The 23,658-nt window shown below is 58.9% G+C and carries 11 protein-coding genes and 5 pseudogenes; 9 read left to right on the plus strand and 7 right to left on the minus strand.

The genetic code is table 11. The annotated features are described in order from the left end of the window. Nucleotides 1-294 precede the first annotated feature (294 nt). A pseudogene (locus EN861_RS36210) lies at nt 295-423 on the plus strand (LysR family transcriptional regulator); the annotation flags it as partial. A gap of 104 nt (nt 424-527) precedes the next feature. On the opposite strand, the pseudogene EN861_RS09495 reads toward EN861_RS36210, so the two are convergent. Continuing rightward, a pseudogene (locus tag EN861_RS09495) lies at nt 528-674 on the minus strand (multicopper oxidase domain-containing protein); the annotation flags it as partial. A 993-nt stretch (nt 675-1,667) separates the two neighbouring features. Between EN861_RS09495 and EN861_RS35365 the strand changes: the two are divergent. Beyond that, entirely contained in the window at nt 1,668-1,937 is a 270-nt protein-coding gene (locus EN861_RS35365; RefSeq protein ID WP_024504272.1) for a hypothetical protein, read from the plus strand. Nucleotides 1,938-2,531: 594 nt separating this feature from the next. On the opposite strand, the gene EN861_RS09505 is transcribed toward EN861_RS35365, so the two are convergent. After that, nucleotides 2,532-3,485: a TauD/TfdA family dioxygenase gene (locus EN861_RS09505; RefSeq protein WP_024504271.1), complete on the minus strand. Its 954-nt coding sequence runs from the start codon at nt 3,483-3,485 to the stop codon at nt 2,532-2,534. On the opposite strand from EN861_RS09505, the pseudogene EN861_RS36215 reads away from it, so the two are divergent. From EN861_RS36215 to EN861_RS09520, 3 genes and pseudogenes are all read left to right on the plus strand, one after another. Further along, nucleotides 3,400-3,585, plus strand: a pseudogene (locus EN861_RS36215) (pyridoxal-phosphate dependent enzyme); the annotation flags it as partial. The gene EN861_RS09505 and the pseudogene EN861_RS36215 sit on opposite strands and share 86 nt — an antisense overlap. A 275-nt stretch (nt 3,586-3,860) precedes the next feature. Next, nucleotides 3,861-4,024, plus strand: a pseudogene (locus tag EN861_RS09515) (thioredoxin domain-containing protein); the annotation flags it as partial. 41 nt (nt 4,025-4,065) lie between these two features. Next, on the plus strand, nt 4,066-5,520 hold the full coding sequence (locus EN861_RS09520; RefSeq protein WP_024504270.1) for a glutamate synthase subunit beta: 1,455 nt from the start codon (nt 4,066-4,068) through the stop codon (nt 5,518-5,520). Between the two features lie 464 nt (nt 5,521-5,984). On the opposite strand, the gene EN861_RS36220 is transcribed toward EN861_RS09520, so the two are convergent. Beyond that, a complete protein-coding gene (locus EN861_RS36220; RefSeq protein ID WP_245454714.1) occupies nt 5,985-6,350 on the minus strand; it encodes an extracellular solute-binding protein in 366 nt (121 codons plus the stop codon). Nucleotides 6,351-7,404: 1,054 nt separating this feature from the next. Here EN861_RS36220 and EN861_RS09530 point away from each other — a divergent pair. Next, nucleotides 7,405-7,625 (plus strand): annotated as a pseudogene (locus tag EN861_RS09530) (insulinase family protein); the annotation flags it as partial. Nucleotides 7,626-7,682: 57 nt separating this feature from the next. Beyond that, nucleotides 7,683-8,741 (plus strand): class I SAM-dependent methyltransferase, encoded by a 1,059-nt coding sequence (locus EN861_RS09535; RefSeq protein WP_024504268.1) that lies wholly within the window; start codon nt 7,683-7,685, stop codon nt 8,739-8,741. 606 nt (nt 8,742-9,347) lie between these two features. On the opposite strand, the gene EN861_RS09540 is transcribed toward EN861_RS09535, so the two are convergent. From EN861_RS09540 to EN861_RS09550, 3 genes are read right to left on the minus strand one after another with little or no spacing between them, the layout of a single operon-like run. Beyond that, entirely contained in the window at nt 9,348-10,403 is a 1,056-nt protein-coding gene (locus EN861_RS09540) for a hypothetical protein (RefSeq protein WP_126057630.1), read from the minus strand. After that, nucleotides 10,400-12,466 carry a hypothetical protein gene (locus EN861_RS09545; RefSeq protein WP_126057629.1) on the minus strand — a complete coding sequence of 689 codons (2,067 nt, stop codon included), beginning with the start codon at nt 12,464-12,466 and terminating at the stop codon, nt 10,400-10,402. Before EN861_RS09545 ends, EN861_RS09540 begins: the two co-directional genes overlap by 4 nt. Nucleotides 12,467-12,468: 2 nt before the next feature. After that, a complete protein-coding gene (locus EN861_RS09550; RefSeq protein WP_126057628.1) occupies nt 12,469-13,926 on the minus strand; it encodes a metallophosphoesterase in 1,458 nt (485 codons plus the stop codon). Nucleotides 13,927-13,985: 59 nt separating this feature from the next. Here EN861_RS09550 and EN861_RS09555 point away from each other — a divergent pair, with 59 nt between their 5' ends. Continuing rightward, entirely contained in the window at nt 13,986-14,315 is a 330-nt protein-coding gene (locus tag EN861_RS09555; protein ID WP_186815491.1) for a hypothetical protein, read from the plus strand. A gap of 21 nt (nt 14,316-14,336) precedes the next feature. On the opposite strand, the gene EN861_RS09560 is transcribed toward EN861_RS09555, so the two are convergent. Beyond that, nucleotides 14,337-17,021, minus strand: a complete 2,685-nt coding sequence (locus tag EN861_RS09560; protein WP_126063811.1) for an AAA family ATPase — start codon at nt 17,019-17,021, stop codon at nt 14,337-14,339. Nucleotides 17,022-17,692: 671 nt separating this feature from the next. Between EN861_RS09560 and EN861_RS09565 the strand changes: the two genes are divergently transcribed. Beyond that, nucleotides 17,693-23,656, plus strand: a complete 5,964-nt coding sequence (locus tag EN861_RS09565; RefSeq protein ID WP_126057627.1) for a DUF3320 domain-containing protein — start codon at nt 17,693-17,695, stop codon at nt 23,654-23,656. Nucleotides 23,657-23,658: the final 2 nt, after the last annotated feature.

Genomic DNA, 23,658 nt, shown 5'->3' on the forward strand with positions numbered 1-23,658 from the left:
CATCACGCTTGGGCAACTGACAAAGCCCAATGCTCATAAAGCCGGATCAGGTCCGGCCGGTGTGTGGCGTAGGTGCAGTATGACGATGTGAGCCGCTACACCGTGCGCGTCTCCCAGTCTGTCCATAGACTCGGAAGAAGTCGGACCCGGTCAGTTGCAACTCCCTTTCCCAGCACTCCACTGCCCGGTAGAGCGCATGAAAAATCTCCTTTCGGGCGGTTTCTGTTCTGCCCATGCAGGATTCCAGAACATTGATGAAATCGTTTGTTTCGATGAAAGGCATCCACACTTTGGATGGTTGACACGCGTTTCAAAGATCGTGAACTACATCTCGTCGTTGTGCTCGACGCACTCCCGACAGAGCGCAACCTCATGGGCGCGGCATGCAGGATTAACCGAGCCCAGCCGGTCATGAGTGCGGCCGGCCGGGTCGGGCGATAGGCAGTCATGCCCTGCCCTTCCTGCGGGTCAAGCACTCCGAAAAAACATTTCCCCCATAAATGCTAGATCTTCCGTTGCCTTTTCGCGGGCTTCTGCGTGAGGTGAGGCACGCCATCCATGGCATGTGGCACACGCACGCGATGCCAGTGCACGGTCGTTTTCTCGGCAAGGCCGTTCTCTACCTCGACCCGCACGCGCTCGCCCTGACGGACCCGGATTTCCGGGCCTGGAACGGGCCTTCGGCGCGCAATCGAGCCCGGTTCACCCGGCCCAATGGCGTCCACTTTGGGGGCGCATGCACTGCAGACCCGCTGGACCTGATCCGGGAGAGGATGGGCGCGGCGATTGGAATAGCTATGAAAGCGCATCGGACCGTGGAACTGCGCGCGCAGACTTTCGGAGGAAGGCTCGCTTTTAAACGTTATCGTGCAACTCTGACCGTTCTTCGCCTTGGCGGGTGCCGCGGAAGAATCCCGGGTTCTGCGAGCGCTGCGAGAACACCTGCGGTCGATCCTGTACCACAATCTCGCGAAGCTCGATGCTCTCTACAAACGATGTCTTGGATTCTCACGCCCTTATTTCAGCACTTCGCTCGCTTGCCCGACTCGGCCGCGGTCAGCCTTCACCGCCAATTTTATTGGCGCAGCGACGTTCCTATCGGTTCAGGCGAAGCTTCTTGAACCTGCCGCTCTCTCGTTGCCCTGGCACGATTAATCGTCCTCTCAGTCTGTCATTGGCGGAGTCGCTCCTGAGGCGCGCGCCGGCGAGTTCGAGGAGCGCGTGGCTATCTCCTCGGTCCAGCCGGATTCCGCTGCGCGCTCAGCCAATTCCTGGAAGGCCGATTCCAAGGCGAGCTGGCATTGAAGGCCGCGGTCCGGATGGTCGACTAGCTTGGTTCCACGATCGCAATGCTTGATCGCTTCATTGCAGGCCATGGGCTCTCGCCCTCTCCTTTTGCCACACGAGGCGCCAGCTCACGTGTTGTGCGCCCCGGCAACCGCTTTCACCAGCCGCTCCAGCGATCCCGCGCGCTCCAGCTCCGCAAAGAATGATGCGGCGTGACGCTACCCAGCCGGTGCTTCTCGGCCATTTGCACACATAGGGATAGTCGACCATGAAATCGGACCGAGGCGAGGCGTTGGACGTTTCAGTCTTGGTCTGAATGCGCCGCCCACGAGCCGATCGGCCTTCTCGATGATTTGGCGCACCCTCGTTGTCGACAAGCCATGTTCCTGAGCCAGGTCGGCGAAACTCTTGCCCTTCAGAAAGCCGTCGACCAGGGCTATGTTCCTATCGACGGTCGGCTAAATCCCAGCAGGCGCGCGCAGTTTTCCGGCATCATTCCGTTTGTTCATCCGCTTGTCCGCGCCCCCTGCAAATCCTACCGGGCCAAATCGGTGCTTGGAAGACCCACTCATGTCATGGCCTCGGGAAAGTACAAGGCCGACGGTTATGTGAATACGAAAGATGCTGGCGATCACCATGATCGTTGGTGACCGCTGACCTCCCCAATGTCGGCTTCGACGGCACACCGGGAGCTCTCGGCAATGTTGAATAATTCCGTTTGAAGATGGTTGACTTCGTCGTCGAGGCTCGATCCATCAGGATCGGTATCGACGATTCTATATTTGAGAAACCCAAATTCGTTTGACTCGCGCAATTCGCTGTACGGCGTATCATCGCAAGCGCGGGATTCCGACATCCTGCGAAGTGCCCGCGTTGCTGGAATCGATTTTGCGGAAGTAAAAAGGCCCCGGCGCTGGGTCGGCGCGCAGGGCCTTCAGGCATGTACGAGCTACCAGCATGTCCAGTTATGATCGTGCGCTATCATAATGAACAAACGGTGAATGATCGCTATCCGAGGTGCAGGGCGGGCGAGATGGTGGGGCGGTGGGGGACCTGTACCGCTGCAGCGGGGCCACGAGCAGCGACTCGAGCCATGCGCCACGCTGCAGGACCTCGATTTCGGGCCAAGCCTCGAGCCCGCAACTCGCCTTGCTTCTCGGAAATCATAAGGCTTTGTGGGGCGGTTAAGCAGCGCGATATGGCCGCGGCGATACGAAGTTTTCATCTTTACCCTGTTCAGACGGTCAGGCTGCCTTCGCCGCCGGCTTGGCTGCCTTGACATGGGTTATACTGCGGCGACCGTCGACGCCGATCGGAACGTCACCGTCAACCGTAGCGCGACGCACAACCCGGTGCTGGTCGCCATAGTCGTTGACCGCATAATGCTGGTTAGCACGGTTGTCCCAGATAGCGACGTCGCCTACTTGCCAGCGCCACCGCACGGTATTTTCCGGGGCAGTGACGTAGGACTGGAACACCTCGTAGAGTTTGGCGGAATCGCTCTTGGAAAGGCCGACGAGGCGCTGCACGAAATTGCCGAGCAGCAGCGACTTCTCCCCGGTTTCCGGATGGACGCGCACGACCGGATGCTCGGTCTCGTAGATCGTCGATGTGAAAACTTCCTCGAAGTGCTTCTTCTCTTCGGCTGTGGCGCGCGGGCGCACGGCTGCGTAGTCGTAGGCATTGCTATGAATAGCCCACAGATTGTCCGCCAATATTTTGAGCGGCGCCGGCAGATTCTCGTACGCGGCGTGCGTGTTGGACCAGATCGTGTCGCCCCCCGCCGCCGGAATGACGACGCCACGTAGGACCGAGAATTTCGGATAGGCATCGACGAAAGTCACATCGGTATGCCACTGGTCTGCCCTGCCACCGCCACGGCCGGAATCGAGATTGAGGATTGAGGCCGTGCCGGCTGCCGGCCCCTGCGTGGGATGAGGTACAAGGTTACCCAGACGCCGCGCGAACAATTCCTGCTCCGCATCGTCGAGATGCTCCTGGCCGCGGAAGAAGATCACCTTGTGTTTTAGAAGAAGCTGGTTGATGGCTGCTATCGCTGCGTCCGAAAGGTCTCCACCAAGGCGAACTCCTCTGATTTCAGCTCCAACACGGCTGGTCAGCGGTACAACGTCGGAGTCAGGAATTCTCTTCGTCAAGCTCGAAAGCCAAAATCCCGGCGGATCGATCAAGGATCGCATTGCGTTGTCGATGATCGTTAATGCCGAACAGCGTGGCCAGCTCGCGCCGGGCGGTACAATCATCGAAGCGACCGCTGGCAACACAGGGCTCGGCCTGGCCTGGCGGCACGAAGCGCGTGATCGCGTGTCCAAAAGCTGACAGCGTCAGACAAATGTCAGGTTCATTACAACCAACATCTGGGCACTGACGAGGTTTTTCGAAGCAATGGGCGCTAACTGCGCGCTGAGCGCGTTGGCATGGCTTTTGAGACTGAGTGACTGTGACTGCACTTAATGGGGCAAGACGAGCGATGCGCTCCTCCCTGAACCCGTGTGCCGTCTCTGAGAGGAAACCAGCTCGTGCAGAAACCTTTGGAAATAGCTTTGGACCGCAACGTGGTATTGCAGATGGAGTCCCCGGCTCCTTCGATTAGAGTCGAGAACTGGCTGCATGGCGAGCCCCTCACGAGCTTTGAGCCCGGCAAGTGTACATAGTCGAATTTTGGGCAACTTGGTGCGGCCCATGTGTGGACGGGATGCCCCATCTGATCCAGCTGCAGGGCGTCGCCAGGCGCGCCATCTGGACAGCAGGAGCTGGACTATGGGCAAGGTAACAGGCTTTCTCGAAATCGACCGGCAGGTGCACAAGTACCAGCCGGCCTCCGACCGCATCCGGCATTTCCGTGAATTCACGCTGCCGATGTCGGACAAGGAGGTCGAGAAACAGGCCGCGCGCTGCATGGATTGCGGCATTCCGTTCTGCCACGGGCCAACGGGCTGTCCCATCCACAACCAGATCCCGGACTGGAACGACCTCGTCTACAATGGCGACTGGGACAATGCGATCCGCAACCTGCATTCGACCAACAATTTCCCGGAATTCACCGGCCGCATCTGCCCCGCACCTTGCGAGGAAGCCTGCACGCTGAACCTCGAGGACATTCCCGTCGCCATCAAGACGGTCGAGCAGGCGATCGCCGACAAGGCTTACGAGACCGGCCATATCAGGCCCTATCCGCCGGAGAAGAAGACCGGCAAGCGCGTCGCCGTCATCGGCTCCGGCCCGGCCGGCATGTCGGCTGCCCAGCAGCTCGGCCGCGCCGGCCACGACGTCCATGTCTATGAGCGCGAGAGCCGGCCCGGCGGGCTGATGCGTTACGGCATTCCCGACTTCAAGATCGAGAAGCACTATATCGACCGGCGCATCGAGCAGATGCAGGGCGAGGGCGTCACCTTCCATTGCGGCGTCAATGTCGGCGTCGACAAGCCGGTTGCCGAGCTGCTCGCCGAACATGACGCGGTGCTTTATTGCGGCGGTTCCGAAACGCCGCGCGCGGCCGGCATTCCCGGCGACGATCTCGGCGGCGTGCATGACGCGATGCCCTATCTGGTGCAGCAGAACAGGCGTGTCGGCGGCGAACCGATCCAGTCGGTGGCGTGGCCGTCGCATCCGATCCTCGCCGGCGGCCAGCATGTGGTCGTCGTCGGCGGCGGCGATACCGCGTCCGACTGCGTCGGCACCGCCTTCCGCCAGGGCGCGGTCCGCGTCACCCAGCTCGACATCCGTCCGCAGCCGCCGGAAAAGGAAGACAAGCTTTCGGTCTGGCCCTACTGGGCGACCAAGATGCGCACCTCGTCCTCGCAGGCCGAAGGCGCCGAGCGCGAGTTTCAGGTGGCGACGCTCGAGTTCATCGGCGAAGACGGCCAGCTGACCGGGGTCAAATGCTGCGAGGTCGACGAAAAGCGCAAGCCGATCGCCGGCAGCGAATTCGTCATTCGTGCCGATCTCGCGTTCATCGCCATCGGCTTTGCCGGGCCAGCCGCTCGCGGGCCGGTGTCGGAACTGGCCGGCCAGATGAAGATCGCCATTGACAGCCGCCGCTCGAAGAATGTCGAGGCCAATGACCGGGACTACAGGACCAGCGTCGAAAAGCTCTATGCGGCGGGCGACGTGCGGCGCGGCCAGTCGCTGGTCGTCTGGGCGATCCGCGAGGGCCGCCAGGCGGCGCGCGCCATCGATGAGGCGCTGATGGGATCGAGCGTGCTGCCGCGCTGAGTCCGTCTCGAGACCCTACTTGTGCGGCCACCTGAAGGCGCTTTCCGCCCTTCCGCTGCCCCGGGCAGCTTACGGACTGATCGCCGTGGTCGTTTCGGTTGTGGCCCCGGCCGCAGGCTGCCGCCTTGGCGGCCAAGAAAAATCGTCGGCGCGGCCGGGCGAAGCAGCGCTGGGTTTAAGTGCTTGGGGTGACACGGCGTGATCTCCGCCGTTGGCGGGAACAGGGCAGTGCAATAGTACTGCCCTGTTCCTTTTGATCAGAGGCCAGTGCGGATTTCTTCGGCAAGCGCCCTCAACGTCGTCTCGACGTCATCGCCGTTTGCCATCTTCTGCATCGCCACGGCCCATGCGTTCATGGCTTCGCCGAAGCCGACACGCGGTGTGAAAGCCAGCGCGGCTTGATCCTGTATCTTTTTGAAGCTGTCAACGAAGTTGTTGAACTCGGGCTGCGAAGCGTACTTAGTCTAGGTATCGTCCTGCCAGGTCGACGTGCGCGGCGGATTGACGAGCTGGCCAGCAAGGGCACCCTTGAGCGCCACCTGCTTGGAGGTGGCCCACGGGATGAACAGCCAGGCCGTGCCCTTCTTTTCGGAAGCCGCGTTCATGGCGAGAGCCCAGATCCAGATGTCAGAATCCAAGCTCGTGGCGCTCGGTGCGTGCAGCGGCGGAGCGAAGGCGATCTTGCCGGATGCCGGCTTCCCCGCAACATCGTTCCAGAAGCCGAACATTTTTGAGTCGATCGTCATCGCGGTGCGGCCGGACGAGATGCCGTCCACGACCTGGTTCCAGTTATCATTGGCGAAGGAAGGAGCCGCGCACTTCTTGATCATGTCCGAATGTAGTCGTATCCAGCATCGGTAAGCTTCGGATCACTCAGGTATTTGTCCAGCAGGCGCCACTCGGAGCGAGGTCCTACGCGGGCTGAATGCCAGTGCCGAACACATCCCATGCTGGCGACTTCGTCGTCAGTTGGATCGTCATCTTGTTCCAGTAAGAATCGTCTGGGTAGAGTTCCGGCGTGACCTTGATGCCGGGTCAGCTTCTCGAACTCCGGAAAGTTGCGCAGCGAGAGCATCCGCATAGGGGTGGATGTCGTAGGCCCAAGTTATGCTGGTCCCTTCGAATTGACGCCAGTTCACGGTGTCGGCAGCGGCCGAATTAGTGAGCGATGCCGAAACGGCAAGAAACGCCAAGTCAAAAGCAAGCTGTTTGCGTAGCGACGCGCACCTGTAACGAGTACGGGGAATGAGCGACCCATGTAATCCTCCCTGGGGCATTTTGCCAATTTTTGGGTCCACTCCTCCATCCCGAGTTTGCTCATAGCCACAATAAGCGGTTTCCAACGACCTCGCTCTGAATGCACCAGGCCAACTGGGTAAAAACGGGTAACCGGCACTTAAAGGCGATGTAGTATCGCCACCAGAAATACTGCTCCGTGGTGCTGGCCTTTGCCTGGGGGCGCAACACGGCAACTACCCGCTCAAAACGGTTGGTCCTCTACCTCTTATTCACCGTCGCTTTCCTCGCGGCCTAACCCGGCCGGAATATCCGTTGCCAGAAAAAGGCCTCGCGGCCGGTTCGAGGCGCATCCCTCCTCCGAAGCAGCACGCTCAAGTATCGTCACAAGCCCCGAGCGCTTCGCGTTCGGCGATGTCCAAATTCCGACAATGTCGGATACAGTCAGATCTACTGGATTGCGTTTGAATGGTTTTCTCATTTGGCACAGTACATGCGGGTCATCCGCAAAACACGTGACCGACCAACAAGAGTTCGCATGATCACCTTACCACAACATACAGCCGCCGCGGAACAATCACTTGGCCCCTGATCGCCCGCCCCGGCACCACAACCGGAGTCATCGATGTTCTGACAGGCTGCCCAAGGATACCTGCTGCAACAGGGCTTGCCCTGGTGACGACCACTCCGGCTCCGCCGGTTACCGACGAGGGCAAAGTGACGGATTTCCTGCTTTTCAACGGCATGGAGGTGGCTGTCATTCCCGACCACCGCGCCGCTCGTCACCGATATGGTCTGGTGCAGGATCGGCAGCGCGGATGAGCCGCCGGGGATATCTGCATGTCTTCGAGCATCTGATGCTCAAGGCGCCTCATGACGAGCACGGCTCCGTCGCCTGGAGAGATTGAACCCAAAGGGAGATTCAGATGTCTGAAGCGAATCAGGAAAAGTTGGACGCATTCTTGGGGAAAATGGTCGGCGATCTCGGTGCGATCGCAACGGGCGCGGGAGTCCTGCTGGGGGACAGACTCGGCCTGTTTAAGGCATTGCGCGAAGGCGGCAAGATGACGGCCGCCGAACTTTCGACACGCACCGGCACCCAGGAACGCCTCGTAAGGGAATGGCTTTCCGGGCAGGCGGCGGCGGGTTACGTCGACTACGATGAAGCGAGCGACAAATTCTATCTCAACGCCGAGCAAGAGCTGGTGTTCGCTGATGAAGACAGCCCGGCCTTCATGGCAGGCGCATTCGAGTTCCTGTCCGCGCTGTGGCTCGATGAAGAAAAGGTGAGGCAGGCATTCCAGTCCGGCAAGGGCGTCGGGTGGCACGATCATAGCGCGTGTCTGTTTCGCGGTACGGAACGGTTCTTCCGTCCAGGCTACAATGCCAATCTGATCGACTCCTGGCTGCCGGCCTTGGAGGGCGTCGTCGAGAAGCTCGAACGCGGCGTGGACGTCGCGGATGTTGGATGCGGTCATGGTGCATCGACCGTGCTCATGGCACAGGCCTTCCCCAATTCGCGCTTCGTCGGCTTCGACTATCATGCCCCCTCGATTGAGCGCGCCCGCAAGGCGGCCGAGGTAGCCGGCGTCGGCGTTAACACGCGGTTCGACGTGGCGGCCGCCAAGAGCTATCCCGGAACGTATGACCTCGTCACATTCTTCGATTGCCTTCACGACATGGGCGACCCGACGGGCGCCGCCACCCATGTCCACGGATCGCTCAAGCCGGACGGCACGTGGATGATCGTCGAGCCGTTCGCGCATGATCATCTGGCGGCGAACCTCAATCCCGTCGGCCGCGTTTACTATGCCGCTTCCACTTTCGTGTGCACGCCCGCATCCGTGTCGCAGGAAGTCGGGCTCGCGCTTGGAGCCCAGGCCGGTGAGGCGAGGCTGCGCAAGGTTGTGACCGGCGGCGGCTTCAAGCGATTGCGTCGCGCCGCGGAGACACCGTTCAACATGGTGCTGGAGGCCCGCCCTTAGCGTGGCCGTCGCCAGAAATTGCAGCTCATCGCATTTGATTGAAGATCACCGCCAAAAATCCGGACGCATCGGGGACATTTTCAAGGCGCCTGGGTTCACGCAGAGGTCGCTGCCGAGTTGTGTGCCAAGAGTCCCATACGTTGCGGCTCAGAAAGGACCCGACGCACGGCTACGAACATGCCCATAGTGATGGCCGCTATAATCACATATGCCCACCATGGCGCGTTCACAAAGCTGGTAAGCCACGTCGCACCGAACGCGCTTACGACAAAAACGAGAGCCTCGATAAAATGACTGAGCCTGTACACATTCAGTCGTCTCATCCTCATACCACCCATCCAAAGACTGAGCTTGTTGCGCTACTGCGACAGAGCCTAACATATTGGAGAGCGCTCACTATTTCTATGCTAAACAGTCTCGCCTGAGTATATGTTTTGAGTCGCTAATTATGGAATTCTGCCAGTCTGCATTTCCCCTGATCTGATGTAGAGCAGCTTCTAAGTGGGAATTAGTCCCCCATCGACCGGATCGGGCGACACGAACATGCGCTGAAGGCTTGGCGGAACGGCTACTGGGACCATGATGCTACTCGAATGCAAGATCGTGTCAGAACGTCCCGGGAAGGCTGCAGGCAGGGGATGTCAGGTCAATCAGCCTATAGATATGATACCGCCCATTCGCTGAGACTTCACGATGGGCATAGGAGGTGGGAATTCGTGCCTTGAGATGGACGCGGCTGTCGGAGCAGGCGAGCACGGCAGCAGCGATGGCCTGAACCTTCGGGCCGCTGACAAAAACGTTCACCACCGCACGCGAGCCGAACCCGTCGAGATACGTCTCGAAAGCATCGAGGTGGGCCATCAGCCCGAAAGCCTGGATGTCGCGAACTTCGCCATCTTCGAGCCGGTGGGTTTCACGTACCTTGGCCACCTGTTGATCGAGCAAAGCATCGATATGCGCATTCTTCTCGCTTCTTGGGACGAGGAGCGAGATCCGTTCCGGACTGACGATATCGATCAATCCGTAGAATACGTCGGCATCTCCTCCGATCCCCACGAGCAGGACTTTCTCTTCGCCCATTCCTCCGCTGCCTTGAAGATGAGGGACGGTGACGTATCGGTCCAAGCCGCTGGAAAAATCCTCTTTGCCGATCGCGTTCCCGTAGATACCTTCGGCGTACCCGAATTCGAGAGACTGAATCGACATTTTCTTGAATGCCACCGCAATCAGCCATTGGATGTAGATTCGCGGCATCGTCGAGCACTCGACGAAAACCTTCCGCAGGCTTCCTTCGTATGAGCCACATGAAGCGGCCATCTGAGTGAGCAGGTGATCGAGGAGATTGATGTTCTTCTGATACTCGATGGAAGGCTCGAGGGTGATCGCAGTCACTTCGACGCCCCATCGGGTACCCATAGCGATGAGCTTTCGCCGGTTTTCTTCGACGGCTGGGACGTTCGCTTCCTTCAGAGCAAAGTCCAGAACCACGATTTTGCCGACCTTCAGGTCAAGATGGTTTTCGAACGCGGCGAAACGCGTTTCCCATCCAAGCGCGACGATCGCGATATCTGCCTCCATCGTTTCGCAGGTACCTGCATCTCTCGCCTTCTCAGTGACGGCCAGATGGCCGAAGACTCGATACTCGACAGTTGAAGCGGTCATTCGAGATCGCTCTCGAAAAGCGAGTGCTGGAATTCGGTCTTGAGTGCGGGCCGCGCGACGAGCTCCTTAAACACCGAGTCGGCCCAGTCTTCTGGGAGCCGATGCCTGGTAAAAAGCAGGTCGACCATCTGCGCCGCAGGGATTGTGTTGATTTCGTACGGGCCGCGATAGGAGAACCCGAAGTAAGGTGCAAATCGCCGATGCAATCTGATCAGCATCTCCTTCGATGCGGGGTCGGCGCGGTCCACCTCAAAGTTGCCGGCGGCGGAGACCTCCCGGATAAACCCATCCCTTTCCGCCCGACGCAGGACCTCGTCCAGTTTTCCGCTGGGTTGCTCCAGTCGGTTCACCAGCGAGCGCATTTCCTTTAGATCAACCCTGAAAATGCCTCTCTCTGTCGTTCCTAGAGCATTTTCTTCGGCAAACTCTGTCTGGAGGCGAGCGGTCAGGTAACCCAACGCCCGCACCATGCGCACGCTCTCTTCTTCGTACGGATGTGAAAGCGCCTGAAGTCCATCAAGCTTCCGTTGAGAGGCGGCGTTCACAGCCTGTCTCTGCTGTTCGAGATGAATCTGTAAATCCGAGTTGATGAATTCCACCAGTTTTCGTGGATCACTGGAACTCGGAACACTGCGGCGGAAGATCTCTCCCATTATATCAAGGAAATCGCGTATACAGACGTCGCTCAATGATGTGATGATCTGGTGCCCTACGTACGGGTAGTCATGCAGACGCAGCATCTGGCACGCTTTCAGAAAAGCCCATCCCTGTTTCCGGGCGATCGACCTCTTCAGATTTGAAGCATCCGCCTTGCTCATGGGCCGGCGCTTGATTTCCGGGTTCATGAGCGCGAGCGCCAGCCCTTCGGCATAAGGGCGCGCTTTTCGATCAAGAAGGAATTGCTGCTGATCCGCCGTCCTCAAATTCACGGAGAGGAATTCACGTGCTGCATCAGCGAGTGCCACAAGCTCTTCTCTGCCCTCGGAATGACCCGATATGATAACCCGCTCGATGATGTCATTGACGGAAAGCCGCCCCAGCCGGTTTTTGAGCGAAAACGCGCTGAGCGCATCGTTGCGCTTGAGATCACTCCGCAGATGGTCAGGAAGCGCATAGTAGAGCCGAAGCGACGACACGTTCTCGCACAGCGTGGCGAACTCCCTCGGATCGACTGAATCAAGATTCTCGACGTCCCGGTCAGCATTCGAGAGCGACTGGCCGGGTATGATCGTCCGGATCGTGTCGTAAAGGCCGCCGATGTAGGCGAGGACCCATTTCACATTGCCGCGCGTCTTCCTCACCAAGGTGTTCAGGAACTGCTGTTGGAGCGGTGTCAGTGCCTCACAGTCGTCAATCAGGATCTTGAAGAAGGGCGCCCTGTCACCGGCGAAAGATGGGCCATTTAAAAGTGGGGTGATCGCGGTCGCGACCTTGTTAATGATCGCGCCAGGGTCTGTCGCTCTGAAGCCGGTCGCTCCCTCATCGGCGGCAAAGAAGAACGCGTTGAAGCATTCGTCGACGTACCGGGTTATCCCACCCCGCAGCTCATCTATGCTGAAGAAGTCGAGACGGGCAGGTTGGGGTATGAAGTGCAGCACTTCGCGATGCAGTGCCAAGGCGACGTCCCTATCTTCAGAGGCCCGGTATTTCAAGTGGCTGTCGCGTCTGAGCTGGCTGATGCTCTCGAGCAGGCGTTCGACTATCTTCAGCTCCAGATAGTGAGAGAAGATTACGAATTGCCGCGGGATCACGGCGGCCGTGTCGAAGCGTATCCGCTCCGGAATGAGGTTCAGAACCGCGTTGTCGATTAGGGGCGAAAATGTCTCATTGAGCTGGAAGAAGACGCCATACCAGCCGAGCTTGCCGACTTGGTCCGCGAGACTTTTGTCTTCGAGGATATGAACTGTGGAAAGCGAGCGAAGAATACTGGTCTTGCCGCTGCCTCTCGTCCCTGCGACGAAGACCGGCTTGGCGGCGGCAGAAATCAAGGCCGACTTCTGACTGAACCACAGTATCGGGCGACTTTCGTACTCGATCCTGTTGGGGCCGAACGGATTCTCCATCTCTATTCGTCCCTTACCTTAATGCGCCAAGCCGAGTTTGCCTTCGTGAGGCCGTCTATCTCGACGAAGCGCGCCGCTTGGAGCATCAGAAGAGAGTCTTCCAAATCTAGCCCGAGCTCGGCGGAGGCGGCAATCTCAGTGATCTCGTCCCAGAAGAGTAACCCATTCCCGCGCCTGGTGGCATGGTCGCGCAGTCGGCGCATCAGGTCAAACGTGTCGTTGTTCAGAAAGGCCTTGCCGTTGGACATAGTCGAGATGAAGCAATGTTCGCCTTCCATGACCGTCCCGTCGGCGACATTGGTGCGGTAGGGTATAAGTCGGATGCCGACGAGCTCTCCCTGATCGGTCGTGAAGAAGACGAGCTCATTGAAACCTGACTGTATCTCTGGTGCTGAGATGCAGATCAATTTGCCGTCCGGAAACCTTGGATCGTTGACGATCTCGACCGGATCGGCATGTATGTGTCCATGCAGGTAGACGATAGGCTTGTTGCCCTGCAGCAGCTGAGTTCTGACAAATCCGCTGTTGAGCATCTCCGCGTATGGCGTAATGCGCGGAGTCTTTTGTGGCAGCAGATTGTGATGGCCGATCATGATGCCGTAACGCATGTCGGGCTGCTGGAGCAATTCCTGTAGGCCTGCAAGCATCTCACGCGAGATGTATGGCGTGTCCATCTGACCGTAATACTCGTCGTCGGACGCCTCCTTGTCTGGATCGCTGGGAGGTGTCGCGGGCGAATGTCCCGAGGTGTCCGGCGAGCCGAGATCTACAGGTTCTGTAGAAGGACCGAGTGCCTCGAGACGATCACGAAGGAACGCGGGAAGGTTCTGAAGCTCCCAACTGCCTATCGCTGTGTTGACGAGGATGAAGTTTGCGCCTGCGGATCCTGTCGGAAGTCTGAAGTGCACGGGTTGGTCCACGGGAACGGTCTGCCAACCCAAGCGGGCGGCTAAACTCGCCATTTCGCTGAATTTCTCAGTCGGTCCAAGTTCGCGCGCGTCATCACGGTTCACATCGTGATTTCCCGGTACGAATATCAACGGAAGCGCCTTTGAACTGCGCCCCTGTGCGCGGCAGAGCAACGTGAAATGCTGGAATGCCGAAGCAATGAAAGTCTTGTCGCCACGGCTCGTGAAATCCCCCATGAAGGCGATCGAATCCAAGGGCTTCGAAGTCGTCAGCCGCCGAAGCTTCGTCAAGACGGCACGCAGCGAAGACGCGCGTAGCTTCTGCGTTATTTTCGGAGCGAACTTGCTATCCTTGGCATCGATGTTGCTAGAGGAAGGATGCCAATCCGGATAGTGAATATCGCCTACTTGAAGGATTCGCACCCGTCGCATAACTCGCCCCCCCGCCGAGAGCCATAGACTAATCCGTTCGCTTTTGCCAAGCGCGAAACGATCATCCGACCGCATCGCCTGGAAAGCGCGTTTATCTTTTTGTTGGTAATGGAGAGGCACGACGCAATTGTGCCCCCGGTTGCTTGTCTGCCCACCAAATGGGCACTCAATCTGGGCGCATGGCTTATGATTTCTCGAGTTTGTCCCATAACGAGTTTGAGGATTTGGCCCGCGACCTCGTAGGTCGCGAGATCGACAAGCGTTTCGAGGCCTTTCCCGAGGGACCGGACGACGCGATGGATGGTCGACATGCCCTTGCCGGCGGCGACATTGTGCAGGCGAAGCACTACCAGCGGTCAGGCTTCTCGGCGCTGAAATCCAAGATGAAGAGCGAGCGCACAGCCATTGATGGCTTGGCGCCCTCGCGATACTTCCTCGTCACGTCGGCTTCGCCCGCGGCAGGCGGACACCGGCATGCGCAGCAGGATGAAGCCAGTGAGGGCCAGTAATACACGACAATAGTCATTAGGCTAGAGTACAGTCGCCTTGGGAGGCTGTTCGAATTCAATCCGGCGCTTTTCGGCATCCTTTTTTCGTTTGGTGGTGTCGATACGATATTGGTCAATTCCATCAAGATCGCTCTTCATATCGTTTGGTGTTGGAACTGGAATGGCCTTGGCGGACGCCATGTCATGTCCAGAACGCTCCGAAACTCGCTTCATGGCCCAATAGATTCGCTTGTGGTCTTCGTCCTCGACCACCACACCCTTCAGGCTCTGTGTCTTGACATCGCTGTTAAATCGCTCGACGACTTTACCGAGCAGGATTTCTTCAACGAGCCTCTCCCAGGTTTCCCGAAGATCGCTGTAGAAATCCTTCGCTGACCTTCGCCAAGCATCGGTGGTGAAATCAGTGGCGCCGTCGAAGCTCTTCAGGCGCGTCTTGAGAGTCTCGATGCGCTTCGTGACAGACTGTGCGATCCACGGCTCGTCAGTTTCGCTAATCAAGCCAAAACCGGCAGATTCGGACTTGTTGATGTAGTTTCGAACAAGGGGAATCGGCGGATTGGCCTGCGCAGCTGCGTCAACCACCTCGTTGAAGAACAGAAGATTATGGGTGAAAATAATAATCTGACGTCCTGTGGCCGCTTCTTTTACGAGCCTTGCCGCGACCCGCCTGATCCGAACATGGTCGAGAGATGACACGGGGTCGTCGATGATCATGCCTTGACGCGATGTGTCTCCTCCGACCTCGGCTAAGAAACAGGCCAGGGCAAGCGCGCGCTGCTCTCCTTCGCTTAAGACCTTGCTGTTTGAGATCGCTTTTGCCGCGTTGAGCCCGACCTCGAAATAGCTCTGCCCATCTTGACTACGATCATTAACTGCGAACGGGATGTGCGTTAACGCCAGAGTCTCAATCTCGGCGACGACGCGCTTTTCGAGATCCTGCATGACGAGGCTTCGTCGAAGCGACGTCATCTGCCGTGACACCGAGCCTGTTTCGACAGCATCGCAGCATGAGAGAAGCTTGCGCCGCTCTTCGAGATTCGCCAAGCGCGCGAGAACGATGGTGAGATCGTCGCCCAGTTTTTTCCGATCCTTGAGTGTATCGCGACGAGCTCGATCGGTAGCGCGGTTCCCGTCGTCGGCCGCTGCCTTGTCGTCCGTCAGCGCTTCGGCCTCTAGCGCCTCCGCCTCCGTTCGGAGTTTCGATGCAACTGGCGCCGCAAGTTGCGGGAACGCAGCGTACTCGGACAGCGCAGCCGCAACGACAATTGCATCACGCCTTTTACCTGCCTCGACATAATATGCCGAGATCAGGGCCACCATCGCCTTGCGTGCGGCGGACAGATCGCCAAACTCTCCGAGAGCCGCCTCAACCGCCTCCCCGGTCGCAATGGTGAGTCCTTTGATTTGGCGCAGGGCCTCTTCATGGGCAATAGATGCGACTTGCGCCGCCTTATTTGCGGCGCCCGTTACGAAGTCATTGAAGGATTGGATCCGCCCCGCGGCGTCCGCCGTCATCGGCTCCTGGCAGAGCATGCAACGATCGCCTTCCTGATCTGGCAAGTGCTGATGATCGATGCCAGTGACGCTCGCTAAATAGGCTCGTGCATGGTCGAACATATACCGCCAGGGAGAAAGCCCAACGCCGCTCAACGGCATAGTCGCGAACGCTCCTGAGGCGGCAAGTTGTGCAGCCTGCGCTGTAGAATCGGCTGTTGCATATAGATTGCGATAAATCTCGAGGGCCGCCGCTGAGAGAGCCGCGTCGATCTGTTCAGATGCAGTCAGCAGTTTTTCCAAGGCCGCCTTGGCACGCCGACGCTTTGTCGCCATCGTTGAAGGGTCGCTTGCCAGAGCCTGTTCGAGGCCAGCGAGATCAGCCATGTCCTGCTCTGAGAGGGCAGCGAGGTTTTTGATTTCGGCTGCGGAAGGCATCACGTCCTTTGACTTGATTTCGAGACGAGCCAGCAGCTTTACGACCGCGCCGGCAGCTGTGTACCCACTCGGCAATGGTGTCTTTAGGTTCTTTTCGATCGCTTTGATTTCTTCCCGGAAGTCGGCTTCGAGCTCGGTGCGGTGACGTCCATGGCTTTCGAGAAGCGCGATGGCTGCGGGCAGAAAACCGATACGGTTTTGCTTATCGACGTAGAGGCGAGCGTTCGCGGAGTCGAAAACGGAGATCCGTGCAATTGACGCGGGGGGCAGCGTTCCGTCCTTCCAGGTTATGGGGGTCGGTTCCGTAGCACCCTCTTCGAGAAACCGGACAAGCACTTCGGCTGGCGGTTTGGTGCCGATCTCGAACACGTTGCCAAGAAGATCATCCGCCGTCAGACTACGGCAAAGCTTCTTCGCGATCCGGCAATAGCCGCTCTTTCCGCTTCCATTGTCGCCGTAGATAATGGTGATGCCATCGGTGGCGAAACGCAGTTGCTGCTCTTCGGCGAGGCGGTTCAAATGCTTGACGGGGCCGAGTGAGCAAAGCACCGCGCGCGGCTCGTTCGAACTGTTGGCCCTCAAATGCTCCGCCGAGAGCGGAGAGCATTCGGGCAGATCAGCGGTAAATCCACCGACGTGGCGGACCCGAGCTGTTACACCGGCCTTATCCTCCTGCTCGAGGTTGAAGCCCGGCCGCGCGGCGTGTCTTCTTAAGGCATCCCTAATCCAGTCGGGCTGCTTATCCGCCCATTCCAAAAGTCCAACCTCGGCCATTCCTGCCCCCCGAATCTTACCATCATTATACTTATTGATTAGTCCAGATTCGATGAATTCGCTTGTCTGGACAAATTTTCCTCGCGATCGCACATAGAGTGCTGGAGATGTACCCAATAAATGACCTCCCCCCGCGCCGCTAGGTCAGCAAACAAATGCTTCAGCGATCAAACGTCTCCACAACGACATCAGCAATCAAAGGCATTGGACCGCGCGCACGAATTTAGGTAGCCGGCAACGCGTACGAGGAGATAGAGCTGGAAGTGCGTGCCTTTCGATAGTCTATGGGCGGAATTCGACCGCCTCACCGATAGGCCGATCGAGGTTCGCCGTCACTGTCGGGCTGGGTCCGAGTCCGCGATAGGCGCCACGACAGCGCTCGCGATAGGCGCGCAACGCTTGGTCCATGGCGCCCGGACCGCCACACATTTGCGGATGACGTCCTGCCCGTCTTGGGTTTCAGCAGCGTGCGCCGGCGCTCCGATTTCCGCGACTTTTGGATCCCCTCCAATCGTGACGACCGATTATCGCCTGTCTCCATTTCGACCGTTATCTGGGCGGTAACACTTTTAGAAATCTATGCTGCTGGACATAAGCGGCGACCATACCGAGAATTTACTTTCAAATTCTGGCGGCAAAGTTCTATCGTAAATGAAAATAGGGGATGGGGTATGGAAACGAGTTCGGAGACTGGCGATGCTGCCGGTATATCAGCCGCGCCCGTAATAGAAGTCGTGGCGGACATCGCCGCCAGCTTTACATATGCGTCCTTCCAAAATGCTATTCCGGTGATCCGGTCTATCGCGCTCAACAACCCGACCCAGCAGGGTTTCGAAAAATGCACTCTCGAGCTGACATCGAACCCCCCTTTTTTGCGCGCCAAAAGCTGGACAATTGATCGGATCGTTGCTGGCGACCGGCTTCCCTTAAGCGATCGAAAAATCGATCTCGACGCCGGCTATCTGGCCGGTCTCAACGAGGCTGAGCGCGGGGAGATAACGTTGCGCCTAACCTCAGGAGGCGCAGTGCTGGCCGAGCAGCGCGTTGCGGTGCGCCTGCTTGCCCGCGACGAATGGGGTGGCGTCGTCGATATGGCGCAATTGCTCGCCGCATTCGTCATGCCGAACGACCCGGCGATCGCAGGACTGCTGCGTTCCGCAGCGGAGCTGCTCGCAGCGCATGGTCATCCTTCCAGCCTCGATGGCTATCAAAGCGGCAATCCGCAACGCGCATTCATGCTGGCGGCCGCAATTTATTCGGCCATTGCTGGCCTATCGCTGCATTATGCAGAGCCACCTGCGAGCTTCGAAAGCCGCGGCCAAAAAATTCGACGTCCCTCAATTATTACGGCAGAAAAGCTGGCAACCTGTCTCGATACCAGTCTGTTATTCGCGTCCGCCCTGGAGGCGACGGGCTTGCATCCCGTCGTTTTGATGTTTCAGGGACACGCGGCCGTCGGCGTCTGGATGACACAAAGGACGCTCGCCAACGCCATTGAACCCGATGCCATGGAGGTCCGCAAGGCGCTGGCATCGCGCGAACTCATCGTGTTTGAGACGACAGGCGTGACGCATCGGCCGGCGATGACGTTGGAGGCTGCCCAACACGCAATCGAACAGCGGCTCGACGAAACGCAGGTAGCCACCTTTGTCGCAGCCATCGATATACGCCGCTCGCGCAGCGGCGGCATCACACCGCTTGCTTCGCACGAACCGACGCGCCGCAGCGTGGATGCAGAGGCGGCAACCGAAATCGCGTTGCCGTTGCCAGCCGCACCGGCCGTGGTAGCCCTGCCGGTCGAGATCGTCGAGGTAAAGCCGACGACAGCGGCCGGACGGATCGACCGCTGGCAGAAAAAGCTCCTCGATTTGACACTGCGGAACCGCCTGCTCAATTTTCCGGACTCCAAGAAGACAATTCCGTTTCTTTGTACTGACGTCGGCTACCTCGAGGACCGTCTGATGGCAGGCGCTTCGATCCGGCTGATTTCGCTCCCCGAACAGAATCCACTGGGCGAGCGGGATGCTGTCCTCTATCGCGAGGTGCACGGACGTGACCTCCAGCGTGGCTTTGCCGCGGAAGCGCTTCTGCGCGACGAGCTCCCGTCGACGCTCGATGGGCGTCAATTGGAATCCCGGCTGATCGATCTTTACCGGCAAGTGCGCAACGATTTTGCCGAGGGCGGCGCGAATACGCTCTTCCTGGCGGTCGGCTTCCTGCGCTGGAAGAAGAAGGCCGAGGACGAGCGCAGCTATCGCGCGCCATTGCTGCTCGTACCGGTCAAAATCGAGCGCCGCAGCGCAACATCGCATTTTACCTTGCGCTTCCATGAAGATGAACCGCGATTCAACGCAACCTTGTTGCAGTTTCTCGAACGCGACTTCGAGCTCAAACTGCCACAGTTTTCCGGTGAGCTGCCCGAGGACGAAAGCGGCGTTGATGTGCCGAGGCTGCTCGGTCTTATGCGCCAGGCAGTGCGCGACGTCCCCGGCATGGAGGTGGTGGACGAGACGGCGCTGTCGACCTTTTCCTTCGCCAAGTTTCTCATGTGGAAGGATCTGGTCGAGCGTACCGATGCGCTGCGCGAAAACCGTGTCGTGCGCCATCTGATCGACACGCCGGAGATAGCTTTCGAGGGCAATGGCGCATCATTCCGCGACGAGCGCGAACTCGACCGGCACTATGCCCCGTCCGACATGGTTTTGCTGCTGCCGGCCGACTCCTCACAGACCGCCGCAAGTCTTGCCGCCGCTGAGGGTCGCGATTTTGTCATCATCGGTCCTCCCGGCACTGGCAAGAGCCAGACCATTGCCAACATGATTGCCAACTGTCTTTCAGTTGGCAAAACCGTGCTGTTTGTGGCCGAGAAGACGGCGGCGCTCGATGTGGTGTATCGCCGCCTGCGCGAACATGGCCTGGGCGCGCATTGTCTCGAACTCCATTCCAGCAAGGCGGACCGACGCAACTTTCTCACCCAGCTCAGGATCAGCTGGGAAAGCGGCGTGCGCGTGGACGCAGCGGAGTGGATTGCGATCAACGAGCGGCTTCGCGTCCGTCGCGACGAACTGAATGCCTATGTCGAAGCGCTGCATCGGCACCATGTCAATGGTCTGACGCCTTATCTGGCGCTCGGCATCGCTCTCAAGAACAAGCGGCAGCACGCTCCGAGATTGTCCTGGCCATCGCGCGATTCCCATGACGAGGCAAACCGGCTGGCGCTGGAGCATATTGCCGCCGAAACAGGTCTCGCATTTCAGTCGGTGGAGATGCGGTCGGTCTTGCGTCTTATAGATGTCACCGAGTGGACGTCAGGCTGGCAGGACAATTTGCTCGAAGGGGCAAAGACCCTCAAGAATGCGTCCGAGGTTCTAGCGACCGCACTCGACGCCTTCCTGGTGAGCATCGGCCTGCGCGCCAAAGGCGACGCGTCAAAAGCGGAGCTCGAAGCGCTGCGAAAACTAGCAGCGGCACTCCAGGACAGTGCCGGCTATGACGTCAGCATTGTCTTTGATCGAGATTTCGCCCAGTTGCGGGGAGCCCTCGCCACTCTCAATGAGGCAATCGGAGACTATCGCAAGTCTCGCAAGGACCTGTCGGCCCGCTATGACGAGGCTGCCGTTGCGCGCATACGGGTGGAGGACATAGAGCAGCAATGGCAGCAGGCCGCTTCTGCATTCTGGCCAAACAGTCAGTTGGGCAAACGCAAAGTCCAGAAGCTGCTTCAAGGCTATGTCACAGAGGGGGTAGCCGATCCTCAGCACGACTTGCTGCTGTTGCGCCTGATGCAGGACCGCCGGGCCACTGTCGAAGCCAACATCCTATCTGGGAAGCCGATCGGATTTGCCGCACTTGATACCGACACCCACCGTATCGATCAGATACTCTCGATGGCCGAAAGGCTTCGACAGACGCTACGCCTGCCCGGCCTCGGCACGGAGGATTTCAAAGCGCTCCTGCAAGCAACCGCCCCGAGCCTGCGAAGCGGTGCAGCAGATAGCACGATGCGCTATGGGGCAGCCCGCTTCCTTGCGGCTTCTGCAGCATTCGAGGCTGCCAAGACCCAATTTGCGATCCCTGCTGGAAAGACGCCTTCTTGGGCAGAACATGATAACCCGCTGACCGAATTGACGACTGCGATGGGAGACTTGCTCGACGCCCGTCATCTTCTCCGGGACTGGACTTCGTGGTGCGGCATTCGTCGCAGGGCTGTCAGTCACAATCTGGGAGCGTTGGTCGACGATATCGAGGCGGGTCTAGTGCGACCAGCTGAAGCTCAATCCGCGTTCCGCCTGGCCTATGTACGCTGGTGGCTGCCGGCCACGCTGGATGCCGATCCGGTGCTGCGGAATTTCCGTCGCTTCCAGCACGAGCACGCCATCGAAGATTTCCGGGAAATCGACGATCTTGTCCGCGCTCAAGCAAGCCTTCGCGTCATCAGTGCCATCGCTCATGGTTTGCCGGCTGTGCAAGGCGTCCCGCGCAATTCCGAGTTGGGCCTGTTGCGCCATCAGATGGAATTGCAGCGGCCCAGCCGGTCAATCCGCGAGATGATTGGCGCGATGCCGACGAGCTTTGCCAAGCTCGCGCCGTGCATGCTGATGTCCCCTCTTTCAATCGCTCAATATCTACCGCCCGACCAAGCCCTGTTCGACGTGGTGATTTTCGACGAAGCATCGCAGATCACCACCTGGGACGCCGTCGGTGCCATCGCGCGAGCCCATCAAACCATAATCGTAGGCGATCCCAAGCAGTTGCCGCCCACCAATTTCTTTGGCCGCAACGAGGAGGACGAGGAAGTCGTCGAACACGAAAAGGATCTTGAGAGCATTCTCGACGAAGCCAAAGCGGCCGGCATCCCGGTACGTGACCTGCGCTGGCATTATCGTAGCCGCAATGAGTCGCTGATCGCCTTTTCCAACCATCACTACTATCAGAACCGGCTCATCACATTCCCTTCGCCAACGGTGGAAGATCGGGCAGTTCAGCTGCGAAAAATCACGACCGGCATCTATGACCGTGGCAAAAGCCGCACCAATCGAATCGAAGCCCAAGCGGTAACCGACGAGGCGGTCAGCAGGATGCGGCGTTGGCTGGCCCTACCGGAAAAGGACCGACCCACGCTCGGAGTCATCACTTTCAACGCGCAACAGCAGTCGCTCATCCTCGACCTTTTCGACAAGGCACGCCAGACAGAGCCGGAGCTTGAATGGTTCTTTGCCGACGAGCGTATTGAGCCCGCCATCGTCAAGAATCTGGAAAATGTCCAAGGGGACGAGCGTGACATAATCCTGTTTTCGATCACCTTTTCGCAAGATAATGCCGGCAAGCGCAGCATGGATTTCGGCGCGCTGAATCGGGACGGCGGCGAACGCCGGCTGAATGTCGCGGTGACGCGTGCGCGGCAGGAACTGATCGTATTTTCAGGTTTTGCCGCCGACCAGATCGACCCCAACCGAACCAAAGCGATCGGCGTACAGCATCTCAAAGCCTTTCTCGATTTTGCCGAACGCGGCGCTGTGGCATTGCCAGCGCAGGAACGCGGATCGGTCGGAGCCCTGGAATCCCCTTTCGAGGAGGCCGTCGCTGCCGAGCTTGAGAAGCGCGGATGGACCATCGTTCCTCAAGTCGGCATTTCGGGCTTTCGAGTGGATATAGGGATCCGGCATCCCGATCTCGCCGGCGCCTATCTGGCTGGGGTCGAATGCGACGGCGCGACCTATCACAGTTCTGCCACGGCGCGAGATCGAGACAAGGTCCGCGAGCAGGTCCTGCGCGGCCTCGGGTGGAACATTGTCCGGGTATGGTCAACCGATTGGTGGTTTGATCTCGAAGGTTGCACCGAGAGGCTTCATGCCAGCCTGGCCGCGCTGCTCGAGGAAAGCCGTCGCAAACAGGCTGAACAACAGGAAAGTGAAGCCGCGATCCATTGGGACATGGGACATAAGGTCGACCCCATGGACCCATTGCCAGCCGAAGACCTAGCATCGGCCGGCGAACCGGAACATCCGTCGATAAAATCAGAGCCAGAACTTGTCGCCGCTCCCCTCGCGACGGGAGAGCGCCCATCGGCATCTGCAGGAATTTTGCCTGCGGCCGCGCATTCGACGCATGATACCGTACCGACGGGCGGCCGTTATCGCCTGACTGATCTAACCGGATTTTCCACCAGCCCGGATCAGTTTTATGACTTCGTCTACCGAGGCACGCTGCGGTCCATGGTCGACGCGGTGATCGAGCAGGAAGGACCTCTGCGAGATGACGTCCTTGCGCAGCGCATCGCACGGGCGCATGGCTGGCTCAGAACGGGCAACAAGATTCGGGAGCGGATCGACCTGCATCTGCGCGAGTTCGATAGAACTGAAGAATCCAGCGGCAGCTTCCTATGGAAGAGAGGGACGGTGGTCGACCTGCTTGATTATCGCATGCCGTTCGATGCCGATGCCCGCCGGTCCATTGCCGACATTCCAATCGCCGAGCTGGCCGCTGTCGTCGTTGCGAACGAGGACATTCTGGAACAGTCCGACCCCGCTCTCGACCTTGCACGTCTGCTCGGTGTCGAGCGACTTGCGGCGATTTCACGCTCCCGGCTGGATGAAGCCATCGATCGCGCCCAGCGCAACCTGGCATCGACATAGTC

The sequence above is a fragment of the Mesorhizobium sp. M8A.F.Ca.ET.218.01.1.1 genome (assembly GCF_004791165.1).
Classification (GTDB): Bacteria; Pseudomonadota; Alphaproteobacteria; order Rhizobiales; family Rhizobiaceae; genus Mesorhizobium.